The organism is Paenibacillus sp. FSL R7-0302 (assembly GCF_038006885.1).
Lineage (GTDB): Bacteria > Bacillota > Bacilli > Paenibacillales > Paenibacillaceae > Paenibacillus_AQ.
Map to the genome: position 1 here is coordinate 3,475,824 of NZ_JBBOWB010000001.1, position 15,386 is coordinate 3,491,209.

Below are 15,386 nucleotides of genomic sequence, written 5' to 3' on the forward strand. Positions count from 1 at the left end.
TGCCACTCTTTAAAGGAGGGCAATCGTTTTCTTTTAAAGGCAGAGATTAGCCTCCCCCTGCCCGCCTGCCCGCGTAAGTGCCTACGCCTTCACCCTCATCTCACCGTCCTGCTCCTCCAGCTCCACAAACAGCGGACGCTCCTCCGGTGTCTGATTCGGCGTGTGGATGGCCAGCATCAGCTGACCGCCGAAGGCGCGGAACACCATGGCATGGCCGCCGTCCTGCCGGTAGAGCGCTTCCTCCTGATGAAGCCAGGGTCCGGTAATCTCTCCGCTCCCGGAACGGGCGATACCCAGCGCGTAGGTATTATTAATGAAGCTGGCCCACAGCAGATATAGCGCATCGTCGTCGCTTGACCGGAACAGGAATGGCCCATCCGTTACATAATTGAGCTGATCCGCATACCGCTCCGATCTAAACGGTGTTGTCCATGGAGCTTCCGATGCCCGGAACAGAACAACAGGTTCCCCAGCGGCACTCCGCAGGTCCTCTGTTAGCCGCATGGCGCAGACCTCGCCGTCCCCGGTCTGTTGCCATTCATGGCAGAACACCATCCACGGCTGGCCTTTCCGGTCCACATACAGCGTTCCGTCCAGTGAACTCCACTCCCGCGGAGTCACCGGCCCCTCACTATGCGGGATGAACGGGCCCAGCGGATGCAGCGAGATCAGAACGGCGGTGCCCAGCAGATCATTGTCCTTGCGCCGGAAGGTGGCGAACATGATGTAATTGCCGCCATAACCATAGACCTCCGGTGCCCAGAAATTCCGCTCCGCATAGAAATCCGGCTCCGGCCGGAAGACCGGGAACGGGCCGTCCCAGTGCTCCAGATCTGTGCCGGTGTAGGCGTTGAACCCCGTGCCCGGGCCCCAGATATTGCTGTCCGTGCTGCCATATAAATAGTAGGTGCCCTGCTCCTGCTCCTGTTCCTGTCCGGCCAGCGGAAGCACATACGGATCTCTGATTTGCAGGTTTTTGTTATTTATCATGTACATCTCTCCTTTCTTCCCGCACACTCTGCATGCTTAGTTACCTGTACTCCGGCAGTACCACTCCAATATCGCTGACGCTCACGAAGCCGCCGTCCGCATATTCCAGTTGCTCGTTGCCCTTGATGGTGAACGGGAGCGTCTGGCCCTCATAGCACAGACTCCCTTCGATCTGGCGGACACTCATGCCGATCAGCTTCAGCAGTTGTCCGCCCCGGCCCAGGACCACACGCACACCATATGGAAAGGTCAGGTACTCCTCTTCATTACGGTAGATTACAGACCGCTCACGCGTAGTAACCAGCTCGAAGACCGTGCCGTCCACGATCCGACGGTATCCGGTCTCATGGGCCACCTCGTGGCCATGATCCATGTCATAGGGAAGCAGGCCGGTGAACCATAGCTCCTCTCCGGCTACCGGCACGATCCCGCATAGCCGCTCCATATAGTCCAGCAGGCAGAGAATCGCCGGTGAATAGGTCTCCGTATATCCCTCTTCCCCGGTCCATGGGCTTAACGTCTGCCCGAATCGGGTCATCCGCGAGAACGCTGCGAGGATCGGCAGGATGACCCAGGTCAGCTCGACATAACGCCCGTGCTGCTCGAAGGCATGCGGCGCACGGATGAGGCTGAGGAAGTTCGACGAGCCTCCCCAGGTGTTATAGCTGGAGAAAGGGTCGAACCTGGGATCGTCCATCGCAATGGAGGTGAAGGGATATTTGGCGAAGAACTTGCCGGTATTGAGCAGGTAACGGCGGAGGGCTGACGCAAAAAACACCCCGTCCCCCACCTCGCAGGCCAGCACACGCAGCAGAACATCCGATTGTACACGGACGAACCGGCCTCCGCGATCCCGGTCATAGAAGAACTCATCCTCTTCGTCATAGCAATGGCTGAACAGGCTGTGGCTGCTCGCCGCTGCCCGGGCACGCCATTCGTCCCCGCTCCCGCCAAGCTCCACCGCTATCTTGGACAGGTAGAGCCGCTGGCAGTAGACATTGGCCGTTAAATCCGGGGCCAGAAAAGGCAGCAGCGGCGAATCCGGGTTATATTGTCCCGCATCCTCCAGATGGGGCGTGTCGGGGACATGCCAGAAGCGCGGGGAGAGGTCATGTCCGGTATCGAACGTGCAGAAGGCTTCGACGCAGCCGGTCCCTCTGGTGTTGCGGTGCATATGCAGCCAATGGTCGAACCGGCCCATCGCCTGATACATGGAGCGAAGGAAGCTCTTGTCCCGCCCGTTCTCCAGATAATGATTCCAGACGCTGCGGGCCAGCGGCGTCACCATCTGAATCTGCCGGTAGGCAGGTCCCGCAGGCGTCACCTTGTAGGGCATCAGCCCATCCTGCCGCTGCTGGTCGGCGAACAGCCGGAAGGTCGCTCCCGCCACCCCCGGCATGAAGCGCGACAGCCGTTCAGCGCTGATCGTGCCCGTGCTCTCCAGCCAGCTCCCGAGATAGACCCCTCCTTCATGCAGCACTAGTCCTCCTCCGTCCATCGGCACGATACAGTCCAGCAGCTTGTGCAGCGCAGAGTAATAGACATTCTCCATGTTCTCCGATGAAGCCGCGAAGGCCACGCCCGATTGCTTCCACTCCTCCAGCGAATCCCGGTCCGCCGCTTTCTTAAGCCCTCTAATCCGGTCGTCCACCGCTATCCTCCGCAGTCTCTCCAGTACACTACCCGTCATTCCTTTCCCTCCTGTAACTTTAGTTGCTCTCCAGACAGAGAAGCAGACTGCCGGGGGCAGCCCGCTTCCGGGATATGACTACTGGGCTCCGAATAACTGCGTCGCGCCTGTATAGAAATCCTCTACCCCTTGCTTGACATCCTTTTGCTCAAAACCGATCTCCTGTACAGCGGTCTCCGCCAGCTTGGTGAATTCGGTGAAATTCGGCGGGTTATAGCTGACGGCAAACGGCTCCTTCTTCGTCGCTTCGGATACACGGCTTGTGAAGTCGTACACGGTCTGTTCCAGCGGCGTAGCCTCCTTCATCAGCAGGTCACGCATCTTGGAGGTAACCGGCACGCCGCGGTCACTGCCCAGAATCTGCGCGGCATCGGGATCATTGATCCAGAAGTTCATCAGCTCCGCGACCTCCTTCGGATGCTTAGTCTTGGCATAACCGGACAACCCTTGACTGGATTCAAAGACAACCCCCGTTCCCTTCGGCCCGCGCGGCACCTGAATCATGGTCAGCTTATCCTGAGTCAGATTCTGATGAGCAGCGAACTGGTTGGACGGAATCAGGCTCATCGCCACCTTGCCGGTAACGACCAGGGATTTACTTGTGTCTCCCGGAGGATTGGATACCTGAAGGGATGGAGTGACCATTCCGCCGTTCTTAGTGATCCCGTGCCAGTAGTTGAACCACTCCTCTGCATCCTGCTGCCCGAAGCCCAGCGCGTCCTTCTCCATATCATAGACCTGCTTGCCGCGCTGCTTCATATAGATGTCCATCCCCTCAACGGTAAAGTTGTAGGTGCCGTAATAACCCTTGCCCAGCTTACCGGAGATTTCCTTGCTGATGCGGGCGTAATCCTCCCAGCTCCAGCCGTCTGCCGGAACCTCCATTCCAGCCTTCTTGAACAGCTCCGTATTGAGTACCATCCCCCGGGCATTCGCCCCGGCTGAGATATGCACCAGCTTGCCTCCCAGCGTTCCGTACTCCACCATCGTCTGGTCCATATCCGTCAGATCCAGCTCTTGGCCGACATAGGGCTGTAAGTCCAGCAGCACACCTTTCGCGGCGTAATCAGTTACGTTCCCTCCCAGGAAAAACACATCAGGCGCTGTGCCCGAAGCGAGCTGGGTGTTAAGCTTGTCGAAATACCCGGAGTTCGGAGCAAACTCCCCGACCACCTTAATGTTCGGGTGCTTCGACTCGAAGGCCCGCAGCGCCTCGTTCGTCTTATCTGCGCGCTTCTGGTCGCCCCACCACATAATCCGCAGCTCCACCTGATCCGCAGAAGCTCCCGCACCGCCGGAGTTGCCGGCCGCCGCAGGCTTGCCGTTATTGCCGCCCGAGCAGGCAGTTGTGGCTGCCATCAGCAGGACACTCAGCGTAAGACCTAAGCTTTTCTTCATAAACATATCCCCCCAAGAATAATTGTAATCGCTTGCTCATTTCAGGCCCGTCGTAGCGATGCCCTCCAGGAAATGCTTTTGGAAGAGCATGAAGATCGTCATAATCGGCACCAGTGACAGCACCGACATCGCCAGCAGCGCGCCCCAATCGGAGGAGCCCGAAGGATCATAGAGCGAGCGTATGCCCAGTTGCACGGTGAACAGATTGATCCGGCTGAGGTAGATCATCTGGCTGAAGAAATCATCCCACGACCAGATGAAGGTGAAGATCGCCGTTGTAATCAGCGCCGGAACCAGCAGCGGAATAATGATCCGGAAGTACAACTGGCCCTGGCCGCAGCCGTCAATCGTGGCACTCTCGTCCAGCTCCTTCGGGATGCCGCGGATGAACTGGATCATCAGCAGAATGAAGAACGAGTCATGCGCCAGCCATTTCGGCACGATCAGCGGCAAATAGGTGTTGACCCACTCCAGCTTGCTGAAAATAATATATTGCGGAATCAGCACGACATGGTAAGGCAGCATAATGGTCACCAGCATGCAGGCAAACAGCACACTTTTGAAGCGGAACTCCAGCCGGGCGAACGCGTAAGCCGCCAGCGAGCAGGTCAGTATGTTCCCGATGACCGACAGTACAGAGATCGTGGCAGAATTGAGGAAGAAGCGGCTAAACGAGATGCCCTGCAGCCCCTTCCATCCGTTCACGTAGTTCTCCAGCGTAAATCTCCCCGGCCACAGCCCCGGTTCCGAGAAGATCAGCGCATTCGGCTTGAAGGAGCTGGACAGCAGCCACAGCACCGGATACAGCATCAGCAGCCCGAACAGAATAATGACGCCATGCTTGCCGAGCCTAAAGATCATTTTGCCGTCTGTCATGAATTATCGCCCGTCCTTTCCGTCGCCGTAGAACACCCAGAATTTGGAGGTCACGAACACTATGGAGGTGAACAGGCCGATGATGATCAGCATGATCCAGGCCAGAGCGGCGGCATACCCCATATCGAAGAAGGAGAAGCCTTTGAGATACAGATACAGCGTGTAGAACAGGGTGGAATTCACCGGACCGCCGCGCCCGTCCCCAATGACATATCCCGGAGTGAACACCTGAAAGGAATTGATAATCCCCATGACCAGGTTAAAAAAGATCACCGGGGAGAGCATCGGCAGCGTAATCCGGCCGAACTGGCGCAGCTTCCCGGCTCCGTCCACCTGCGCCGCTTCGTACAGGTCCGCAGGAATCTGCTTAATGCCGGCCAGGAAGATGACCATCGCGGAGCCGAACTGCCAGACGGACAACGTGACGATGGTCGAGAGAATATAGCTGGGATGGGCAATCCAGGACGGGCCTTCGATCCCGAACCAGGCCAGGAAGTGATTAATCAGCCCTTCCCCGTCGAAAATCTGCCGCCAGACGATGGCGATTGCCACACTTCCTCCCAGCAGGGACGGAATGTAATACACCGTTCTGTAGATGCCCAGCGCCCGGATGCCTTTGTTCAGGACGATGGCGACCAGGAGGGCAAAGGCCATTTTGAGCGGAACCGAGAATAGCACGTACTTGAACGTCACGGTAAGAGACTTGTAGAAGTATTCGTCTGCCGTGAAGATGTGCCTGTAATTGTTCAGTCCCAGCCACTGCGGGGCATTGAGCAGGTCGTACTTGGTCAGGGACAGATACAAGGAGCCCAGCATAGGTCCGAGTGTCAGTCCGAAAAAGCCGATCAGCCAGGGAAGCAGGAACAGGTAAGCGGTACCGCTCCTTCTCCACATCGCCGATCTGTGTGCTGTCTTCATATGCGCCTTCTCCTTCTTCGTGGATATAGGCTCATTATAGAAAGCAACGCAGCTTGGTTGAATGCTATTTCTTCGGCTGTTGACTACTGAATTTTTCAGGTGGATGCTGGCGGAAGTCCGACGGGGAGGTTCCATACATTTTTTTGAACTTGGAGCTGAAGTAGCTGGCATTCGAGAAGCCGGTCAGCTCGGCGATATCCCACAGGTTAAGCGTTGTCGTCAACAGCAGATGCGTGGCCTGGGCCATGCGGATGTCGGTCAGGTAGACCATGAAGCTCCGGCCCACCTTGGCCTTGAACAGCTCCGAGAAATAGGAGGAATTGTAATTGAACCGTCTGGCAAGCTGGGTCAGGTTAAGATCATACATGTAGTTGCTGTCGATATATTGCGTCGCTGTGCGGATGACCGAATCCTCGGCATCGCCGGCCTCCTGCATCGTGCGGTACACAGAGGCCGCCCGCTCCAGCAGGAATTGCCCGGCCTTGTCCACCGAATCCAGCTTGTGGACCATCTCGGGATAGAGCCATAGCTCCTGGGCCTGAATGTCTCCGTCTGCGGCCTCTGCACCCGCCCCGTCCACAAGCAGGCAGAGCTGGAAGATCAGCTTCACCAGGCAGGAGCGGGACTGGGAGAACGCCTGCTGCAGCTCATGGCGGATGCTCTGCCCGAAGGCGTCCCACTCCCCCTGAATCAGAAGCCTGCGCAGGGTCCGTGTCAATTCCTCCGTAAGCGCCAGTCCCGGCTCGCTTCTTCCTTCGGCCGGCGGCTGGGCCGCATTCTCCGAGAGGTTCCAGGCCAGCAGAGATTCCAGGCAGCCTTCCTTCCAGCGGAGGAATCCAAGCTTGCCGCCGCTGTAGCCGATCACCGGCTTGAAGCCCAGATGGACGGCGACGCATTCCGCCAGCTCTGTACAGAAGCGGTCTATATCAGTGAGCGCATCCTGGAGGATGAAGTGGACCAGCCCCGGATAGCTCGGGTCCCGCAGCACCTGGCATCGCTCCCCGGAGCTGCCCGCGAATTCCCTGGTCAGCAGCTCGAACGGCAGCCTCAGCTTGCCCGGCGTACGCTCCGGCAGCGCTGAACCTTTGCCGTGCCCAGGCTCCGGCACCGCCGCCTCCCCCGCACGCTCACGGAGTCCGGCCGTTACGAACCGCACCTCCGTCAGGTCCCATCCATCCAGCTCGAACAGCGCAGCGCGCTCCTTCAGCGCATGGACCGGCTCCACTTCCTCTTTGACAAGCTGCACCAGGAAATGCTCCTTCATCTCCTTGTAGTACTGGGACAGCCGCCACTCATTCACCGCCTGCCGGTCACGGTCATTGCGCTCCTGATCCAGCTCGTCCTTCAGCTTCTGAAGCACGGCCGTCAGCTCATCGGCGGCCACCGGCTTGAGCAGATAATCACGCGCCTGATTGCGGATCGCTGCCTTGGCATAATGGAAATCTTCATAGCCTGTAATGACTACCAGCTTCAGCTCCGGGTAGAGCCTGCGGCAATCGTCGAGGAACGATACGCCGTTCATCACCGGCATGTTCATATCCGTAATGACAATGTCGACCGCCTGGCTTGCCAGCCGTTCCATCGCCTCCATGCCGTTGCCCGCCTCTCCGGTTACACTGAGGCCCAGCGCTGCAAAGTCAGCCTTGAGCCGCAGGCCCTGGCGGATCTCCGGCTCATCATCCACGATCAATACGCGGTACATGGTCATTCCTCCTCTGAAGGGGCAGGCCCAGCGTGATGCAGGTGCCCGCCTCCTTGCCTGATTCTATGCTTAGGGTGAAGAGCCCTCCGTAATACAGCCGGCATCTGGCCAGTACATTGCGCAGTCCAATCTGATGGGTCATGCTCTGCAATAACTGCTCCGGCTGCTGGTGCATCGCCTGATCCTTCAGCTCGCGCAGCAGCTCCGGGTCCATTCCGATTCCGTTGTCCGCGACGGAGAGAACCAGCCGGTCCTTGTCCGCTCTGACGGTAATCCGTACCTTGGCCTTAGCCTGGTGAATGAAGCTGTACTTCACTGCATTCTCAATCAGCGGCTGCAGCAGGAACTTGACGATCTCCAGATCGTAAGGCGCCTCCTCCTCGTCCAGCCGCAGATCCAGCCCCGCACCGAAGCGGACCTCCAGGATGGACATGTAATAGCGCACGACCTTCAGCTCCTCGCGCAGCGGGATCAGATCCTCGCTGATCCGCAGCGAGAACCTGAGCATTTTACCCAGCGATTCTATGACCGTGACCGTCTCCTTCGTCCGCTGCTGGATCGCCAGGCTGCTCATCAGCTCCAGCGTATTGAACAGAAAATGCGGATTGATCTGCATCAGGAGCGCCTTGTATTCAGCCTGCTGGCGCAGGAGCTTCTGTTCAAACTCGGTGCGGATCAGATGCGATAGCTGCTTGACCATATTGCGGAAGGTGACGGTGGCATAGTCCACCTCGCTCTGGATTCTGCGCTCCGGCAGGGTCAGCCGCTCGGCTTGGGCGAAGTCGCCCTTCTGCACATGGCGCATGGCGGAGACCAGCCGCGAGAGCGGCCTCGTAATGCCCGATGAGATCCAGTAGGCCAGTGCAAAGGCGGCCGCCAGCATCAGTGAAGCAAACACTATAATGCTGTTTCGGAGCTTGAACAGATTGGCGTACAGGTCCTGCTCCGAGACGAAGCCGACCAGCAGCCAGTTGGTGATGGCCAGCTTTTTGTAGACCAGAATGTGGGATGCTCCCTGCTTATCCTTCAGATATACTACCCCCTGCGCGTCCCGTGCTGCCCGCACCCGCTCCACCTCCTTCGCCGCTTCCGGATGCGTGCTGTACTCCTGCTGGGAGAGAATGGGACTGCCCTGCTCGTTCAGCAGGAAGATGGTACCGCTTTCACCAAGATGTATACGGTTCAGCGGCTCCAGCAGGAAGTCCGCCTTGATGTTGACCTTCATCACATTCCTCGCCAGCGACGGCTCGAAGATCCCGATGGGCAGCAGCAGGCTCACCACCTCGTACGGTCTCGCCCCCTTGATCTCCGCCTCATCGGTATGGGCCGGAACCCAGTGATTGCTGTGTTCGATGAAGTTGCGGTACCAGTCCTCCTGCCTGAACGAGCTATCTGCCACCACCTGATTCTCTGCCCCGATCCGCAATCCCTCCTTGCGGTAGATGTTGACCGAGGAGACGATTGAATAATTATTCGTCGTCTGGGTCAGGAACTTGCTCATGTTGATGCTGGCCAGCATCCTCTGCCCTTCGGTGGAAGCCGGATGGGTAAGTATCGCATCCCACTTCTGGGTGATATCGCTGTTATAGACCAGAGAGGACAAGTCATAGCTCTGCTGGAGCGCCATATGAATAAAGGACCCGTATTCGTCCATCTTCTCCAGTGCCGACGTTTCGATATAAGAGCGGATAATCGAGCGCGCCTGATTGAACAGCAGCAGCGACATCGTGCCGAAGGACAAGACAAGCAGCACAACGAAGAATGCGATCAGGCGGTTTTTCAACGAGTAAAAGATAGCAAGCCCTCCTTCTCCCCGCAGATCTGTGAAGCCGGTGTTTGTCTCATCATTTGTCTTATCATGAGCGGTGTCCTTTCTCCTGTCTCTATTTGACTGATGCCTCTAGTTGTAACGCAGATCGGAGAATCCGGCAAGTGAAACCGCTCTTATTGCATGGCAAAAATGTTGCGGCGGACGATTGACCGCTGGGCAGATTTATTCTACAATAAGTTCATAAACGCGCGTTTACATTAGAGGGGGTACATTATGCGAAGCGAAGATATTGCCAAGCTAGCCGGGGTTTCGCGAAGCACCGTATCCCGTGTGATCAACAACTATTCCAATGTCCCTGAAGAGACCCGGGCCAAGGTGCTGAAGGTAATTGAACAGCATCAGTACGAGCCGAACAGCTTCGCCCGGGCGCTGGCCGGCAAGAAGACCGACACGATCGGGCTGTTTGCCATCAGCATGAACGAGAAGGAGAATGCGACGCGGATCTATCAGAATAATTACTTTGCCCCGTTCGTCGATGCTGTGGTAGATACGTCGAATGCCCGCGGCTGTTATGTTCTGATTCACACCGTCTATTCTCCCGACGACTTCCTGAAGGTCAAGCAGGCCTTCCTGCAGAAACGGATTGACGGCGGCATCATTGTCGGCACCCAGAAGGATATCGGGATTGTACGGGAAATGGTCGGTCTCAGCGCTCCGCTGGTGCTGATCGATTATGACATTTCCGAGATTATGTCAGAGCATCTGGACCGCAATCATCTCGCTATTGTGAATTCCAAGGATTATGAAGGTACAGTGGAAGCGATTGAGTACTTAATCGGTCTCGGCCATCAGGAGATCGGCATGATCTGCGGACGGATGAATACTTATTCCGGGCGGGAGCGCTACATGGCATACGAGAATACGCTGAAGCGCCATGGACTTGCCCTGCAGAAGGACTTCGTCCTTCAGGGTGATTTTCTCAAGGAGACTGCCTATCAGGAAGTGAAGAAGCTGCTGGATTCCGGCGGCCCGCTACCGACCGCCTTCTTCTCTTCCAATGACGATATGGCTATCTCGGCGATGGAAGCGTTCTCGGAGCATGGCATTTCCGTGCCGGAGGATATCTCCATTGCGGGGTTCGACGATGTGCAGCTTGCTGCGCGGATTCATCCCAAGCTAACCTCCGTCCGTCTGCCGATTTATGAAATGTCCAAAGCCGCTGTCGAGAAGGTCATTGAGCTGTGCGATTCACAGCAGCCGACCTTCAGCACCATCAGCTTCCCGGCGCGTCTGATCACCAGAGATTCCTGTCAGCCGCCGAAGAAGTAGAGCTTTACTCCGATTTAGACTGATACAGACCGATTCAGAAAAATCCCTTGCCCCGAGGGACTTTTTTCCCCGCCCTGTAAACGCGCGTTCACAATCGAAAGGAGACTTGTCTCTCATGAAATTCGGAACTTTTGACGACACCCGTAAAGAGTATGTAATCAACACCCCCAAAACCCCTTATCCCTGGATTAACTACCTCGGCAACGAGCAGTTCTTCGGCCTCATCTCTAATACTGCCGGGGGCTATACCTTCTACCGCGATGCGCGGATGAGAAGACTTACCCGTTACCGGTATAACAATATTCCGCTGGATACCGGCGGCCGCTACTACTACCTGTACGATGGCGGGGACTTCTGGACGCCGGGCTGGATGCCGGTGAAGCGGGACCTCGACTTCTACGAATGCCGCCACGGCCTTGGCTACACTTCTATTACAGGAGAGCGTAACGGCATTTCCGTGAATCAGCTTGCTTTTGTACCGATGGGCCACAATGCGGAAGTTCACCGTCTGGTTGTTAAGAACACAGGCGATGTGAAAAAGACCGTGAAGCTGTTCTCTTTTGCCGAGTTCTGCCTGTGGAATGCCAACGATGATATGACCAACTTCCAGCGTAACCTCAGCACCGGCGAAGTAGAAGTGAAGGATTCCGTCATTTATCACAAAACAGAATACCGCGAGCGCAGAAACCACTACGCCTTCTATTCTGTAAATAAGGAAATTGCCGGCTTCGATACGGACCGCGAATCGTTCGTGGGCATGTACAATGGCCTGGATGCTCCGCAGGCGGTTGCTGCCGGTGAGCCTACTAACTCTGTCGCCAGCGGCTGGTCGCCGATCGGCTCCCACGCACTTGACATCACGCTGGAGCCGGGCGAAGCCCAAAGCTTCATCTTCGTGCTCGGCTACATCGAGAACCCTGAGGATGAGAAATGGGAAGCTCTGAACGTTATTAACAAAAAGCCGGCCCAGGCTGTCATCGATCAGTTCGCTACTGATGCCCAGGTGGATGCCGCCCTTGCCGTTCTGGCTGCGCACTGGGATAACCTGCTGTCCAAATACCAGATCAAGAGCGGGGACGACAAGCTGAACCGGATGGTGAACATCTGGAATCCGTACCAGTGTATGGTGACCTTCAACATGTCCCGTTCCGCATCGTACTTCGAATCCGGGATTGGCCGGGGTATGGGCTTCCGCGACTCCAACCAGGACTTGCTCGGCTTCGTCCACCAGATTCCTGAGCGTGCCAGAGAACGGATTCTTGATATCGCCGCTACCCAGTTCCCTGACGGCAGTGCGTATCACCAGTACCAGCCGCTAACCAAGAAGGGCAACAATGAAGTCGGCTCCGGCTTCAACGACGATCCGCTATGGCTGATCTCGGGTACAGCAGCCTATATTAAGGAGACCGGCGATTATTCGATCCTTGATGAGCAGGTTCCTTTTGACAGCAATCCGGATCACACAGCAACCCTGTTCGAGCATCTGAAGCTGAGCTTCGAGCATGTCACGAACAACCTCGGGCCTCACGGCCTGCCGCTGATCGGACGCGCGGACTGGAATGACTGTCTGAACCTGAACTGCTTCTCCACCGAGCCGGGCGAATCGTTCCAGACCACGGAGAATATCGCTGGCGGCGTAGCGGAATCTGTATTCATCGCAGGTCTGTTCGTCTTCGTTGGACCGGACTATGCCGAGATCTGCCGGATGCGCGGATTGGATGATGTAGCCGCTGATGCTGTTGCCAAGATCGAGAACATGAGTGCCATCACGTTGTCCCACGGCTTCGACGGCGACTGGTTCCTGCGCGCTTATGACCATTATGGCGACAAGATCGGCAGCAAGGAGAACGAAGAAGGCCAGATCTTCATTGAGCCGCAGGGCATGTGCGTAATGGCTGGAATCGGTGTAGAGAACGGTGAAGCAGCCCGCGCCCTGACTTCCGTGCAGGAACGTCTGGATACGGACTATGGTATCGTTTTGCAGCAGCCTCCGTATTCCAAGTACTATCTGAACCTGGGTGAAATCTCCACGTACCCTCCGGGCTACAAAGAGAATGCCGGAATCTTCTGCCATAACAACCCGTGGATTATGATTGCGGAGACGGTCCTTGGACATGGCGACAGAGCTTTTGACATTTACCGAAAAATCGCTCCGGCCTACCTGGAGGACATCAGCGAAGTGCACCGGATGGAGCCTTACGTGTACTCCCAGATGATCGCCGGTAAAGATGCCGTACGTCACGGGGAAGCGAAAAACTCCTGGCTGACGGGTACAGCGGCATGGAACTATGTAGCGATCACGCAGTCTATCCTGGGAATTCAGGCGGACTTCGCCGGGCTCAAGGTTGACCCTTGTATCCCAGCAGAATGGGACGGCTTCGAGATTACCCGCGTCTTCCGTGGCGACACTTATGTGATCTCGATCCAAAACCCGAACCATGTCTCCAAAGGTGTAGCCAGCCTGACCCTCGACGGCGCTGCCGTGGAAGGCAATATTATCGCTCCTGTGGGCGACGGTGCAGTACACCAGGTTGTCGTCACTCTCGGCTAATAACCTGGCACTCCTATAAAAGCATAACAACCCGGTTGTCCGCTTAGGCGGTACAACCGGGTTGTTCGTTCATGGACAGGCGGCCGCCGGGATTACTCCGGTATCCACACCTTCATCTCTCCGCTGCCCCGGTTGCCCCACAGATAATACGGAATTGCCGTTACTTCCACCGGCTGTACCGCCGTCCTGGTGCTGCCGTAGAGTCCGCCGCTCCAGCTCTGCTCCTCCACCCTGTAGCCCGCCGCCCGGATTACTACCGCTCCGCCAAGCAGCTCTTCATCGTAAGCTTCCGTGAACCTGCCCTCCTTGCTTAGAGATATTGAGCTTAGCGGCTCGCCGTTATCCGCAGATTCCAGACAATAGACCAGCGGCCCGCGCTGGATCACCGTCTTCCCGGCATTCTCCCGCAGATTCGGATGAGCATATAGGCGGTGCGCTTCCATCGGAAGAATCAGCTCGACAGTGTCACCGGCCTGCCACTCCCTGCGGATCACCGCGTAGCCCCGCTCCACAACTTCAGCAACAGGAACCGGCTCCCCATTCACCCGGATCTTCCCGGCAGCACTCCACGATGGAATACGCAGGGCGATAGCGAACTCTCCGGCCTCCGCCGGATCAACCTTCAGCGTGACCGTACCCTCCCATGGAAGCTTACTGGACTGAGTGACCTTCACCTCTGTTCCTCCCAGAGTGGTCTTAAGCTCACTTCCGATATACAGGTTCGTATAGAGTGTATCGCTGTGTACAGTGTAAATATACTGGTTCAATGAGGCCAGCAGACGCGCCACATTCGGCGGGCAGCAGGCACAGCCGAACCAGCCCTGGCGCTGCGCCTTCACATGCTGTTTGCCGGGATTGCAGGTGCAGGCCTGTGGCCAGACCTCCAGCGGATTGACGTAGAAATAATGCTTGCCGTCCTGCGCCATCGAGCCGAGCACATTATTATAGAGCGCCCGTTCCATCACATCGGCATAGCGGGCTTCGGGAGCCAATTCCAGCATGCGTCTGGCAAAAAAGATCAGCCCGATAGAAGCGCAGGTCTCCGCATAGACCGTATCGTTAGGCAGATCATAATCAAAGGTGAACGCTTCGCCGTGATGTGTGGACCCAATTCCGCCGGTGATATACATCTGCCTCTCCGTCATATTGTTCCACAGGCGCACGCAGGCTTCGCGCAGTGCTTCATCTCCGGTCAGCCGGGCCAGATCGGCCATGGCCGTATACATATAGACGGCGCGGACGGAGTGGCCTACGGCCACCGTCTGCTCACGGACCGGAATATGGGCTTGATTATAGGCTGTGTCCAGGTGATCTGTCCGGCCCGACCAATGCGAGACCCGGCCCCGGTTCTCCCACTCCCGGCGCAGGAAGTTCGGCTCCTGCCCGCGCTGGTCAATGAAGAACAGGCTGAGCTTCAGATACTTCTCTTCCCCTGTCAGCCGGTGCAGCTTCACCAGTGCCAGTTCAATCTCTTGATGACCGTCATAGCCCTTCAGCTTCCCTTCCTCCGGTCCGAACACGGAGTCGATATGGTCGGCCATCCGGCGCATAACATTCAGCAGCTTGTCCTTGCCGGTCGCTTCATAATAAGCCACCGCCGCTTCGATGAAATGACCGGCACAATACAGCTCGTGGCAGTCCTGGAGATTCGTCCAGCGCTTCCCCGGCTCCTTGACGGTGAAATAAGTATTCAGGTATCCGTCAGCCTGCTGCGCTTCACCCACCAGATCGATCACTTCGTCCGCCTGGCGCTCCAGTTCCGGGTCACGCCGGATGCGGAGTGAATACCCCACCGCCTCCAGCCACTTGGCAACATCGCTGTCCTGGAAGACCATGCCCCCGAACTTGCCCTCTCTTCTTCCGGCAGCGATTTCAAAATTGGCAATAGCATGGCTCGGTTCAGCCCCTGCCACCCGGTCATGCAGCGCCTCATATTGATAAGGAATAACCGTATCCTGCACCAGCCGGATGTACCGTTCCCAGAACTCATCCTGAACGGATGCTCTCTGGCCTGACAGCTCTGGATAACCCGGTTGATCCGGTTGCCCTGGTTGAACGGTTGTACCGATCTCTGTACCTGCAAATTCGCTCATTATTGTATCTCCTCCTCAGCATATCTTCCTCGCTAATTGCCATTATAGACGGTACAATGGAACAAAAA

10 protein-coding genes are annotated in these 15,386 nt (G+C 56.9%); 2 read left to right on the plus strand and 8 right to left on the minus strand.

The window, feature by feature from the left end:
* Window positions 1-81: 81 nt before the first annotated feature.
* The 7 genes from MKY96_RS15275 to MKY96_RS15305 form a co-directional block, all read right to left on the minus strand.
* Complete coding sequence (locus MKY96_RS15275) at window positions 82-990, minus strand: glycoside hydrolase family 43 protein (RefSeq protein ID WP_340941396.1); 909 nt, start codon at window positions 988-990, stop codon at window positions 82-84.
* Window positions 991-1,030: 40 nt separating this feature from the next.
* Window positions 1,031-2,680 (minus strand): MGH1-like glycoside hydrolase domain-containing protein, encoded by a 1,650-nt coding sequence (locus tag MKY96_RS15280; protein ID WP_340941397.1) that lies wholly within the window; start codon window positions 2,678-2,680, stop codon window positions 1,031-1,033.
* A gap of 78 nt (window positions 2,681-2,758) precedes the next feature.
* Window positions 2,759-4,084 (minus strand): ABC transporter substrate-binding protein, encoded by a 1,326-nt coding sequence (locus tag MKY96_RS15285; protein ID WP_340941398.1) that lies wholly within the window; start codon window positions 4,082-4,084, stop codon window positions 2,759-2,761.
* Window positions 4,085-4,114: 30 nt separating this feature from the next.
* Window positions 4,115-4,954, minus strand: coding sequence for a carbohydrate ABC transporter permease (locus MKY96_RS15290; RefSeq protein ID WP_340941400.1), 840 nt, complete (start codon window positions 4,952-4,954; stop codon window positions 4,115-4,117).
* 3 nt (window positions 4,955-4,957) lie between these two features.
* Window positions 4,958-5,872 carry a carbohydrate ABC transporter permease gene (locus MKY96_RS15295; RefSeq protein ID WP_340941401.1) on the minus strand — a complete coding sequence of 305 codons (915 nt, stop codon included), beginning with the start codon at window positions 5,870-5,872 and terminating at the stop codon, window positions 4,958-4,960.
* A gap of 64 nt (window positions 5,873-5,936) precedes the next feature.
* Window positions 5,937-7,574, minus strand: a complete 1,638-nt coding sequence (locus MKY96_RS15300; protein WP_340941402.1) for a response regulator transcription factor — start codon at window positions 7,572-7,574, stop codon at window positions 5,937-5,939.
* Complete coding sequence (locus MKY96_RS15305) at window positions 7,549-9,357, minus strand: sensor histidine kinase (protein WP_340941403.1); 1,809 nt, start codon at window positions 9,355-9,357, stop codon at window positions 7,549-7,551. The genes MKY96_RS15300 and MKY96_RS15305 overlap by 26 nt, the downstream gene beginning before the upstream one ends.
* 261 nt (window positions 9,358-9,618) lie before the next feature.
* On the opposite strand from MKY96_RS15305, the gene MKY96_RS15310 reads away from it, so the two are divergent.
* Window positions 9,619-10,674, plus strand: a complete 1,056-nt coding sequence (locus MKY96_RS15310; protein ID WP_340941404.1) for a LacI family DNA-binding transcriptional regulator — start codon at window positions 9,619-9,621, stop codon at window positions 10,672-10,674.
* A 115-nt stretch (window positions 10,675-10,789) separates the two neighbouring features.
* A complete protein-coding gene (locus MKY96_RS15315) occupies window positions 10,790-13,225 on the plus strand; it encodes a GH36-type glycosyl hydrolase domain-containing protein (RefSeq protein ID WP_340941405.1) in 2,436 nt (811 codons plus the stop codon).
* A gap of 92 nt (window positions 13,226-13,317) precedes the next feature.
* Here the strand turns inward: MKY96_RS15315 and MKY96_RS15320 are convergent, their stop codons facing one another.
* Window positions 13,318-15,318 (minus strand): glycoside hydrolase family 127 protein, encoded by a 2,001-nt coding sequence (locus MKY96_RS15320; RefSeq protein ID WP_340941406.1) that lies wholly within the window; start codon window positions 15,316-15,318, stop codon window positions 13,318-13,320.
* Between the last annotated feature and the right edge of the window lie 68 nt (window positions 15,319-15,386).

Coding starts and splice junctions, on each gene's coding strand:
- MKY96_RS15275 (WP_340941396.1), bottom strand. CDS start 990: ATGATAAATAACAAAAACCTGCAAATCAGAGATCCGTATGTGCTTCCG.
- MKY96_RS15280 (WP_340941397.1), bottom strand. CDS start 2,680: ATGACGGGTAGTGTACTGGAGAGACTGCGGAGGATAGCGGTGGACGAC.
- MKY96_RS15285 (WP_340941398.1), bottom strand. CDS start 4,084: ATGTTTATGAAGAAAAGCTTAGGTCTTACGCTGAGTGTCCTGCTGATG.
- MKY96_RS15290 (WP_340941400.1), bottom strand. CDS start 4,954: ATGACAGACGGCAAAATGATCTTTAGGCTCGGCAAGCATGGCGTCATT.
- MKY96_RS15295 (WP_340941401.1), bottom strand. CDS start 5,872: ATGAAGACAGCACACAGATCGGCGATGTGGAGAAGGAGCGGTACCGCT.
- MKY96_RS15300 (WP_340941402.1), bottom strand. CDS start 7,574: ATGTACCGCGTATTGATCGTGGATGATGAGCCGGAGATCCGCCAGGGC.
- MKY96_RS15310 (WP_340941404.1), top strand. CDS start 9,619: ATGCGAAGCGAAGATATTGCCAAGCTAGCCGGGGTTTCGCGAAGCACC.
- MKY96_RS15315 (WP_340941405.1), top strand. CDS start 10,790: ATGAAATTCGGAACTTTTGACGACACCCGTAAAGAGTATGTAATCAAC.
- MKY96_RS15320 (WP_340941406.1), bottom strand. CDS start 15,318: ATGAGCGAATTTGCAGGTACAGAGATCGGTACAACCGTTCAACCAGGG.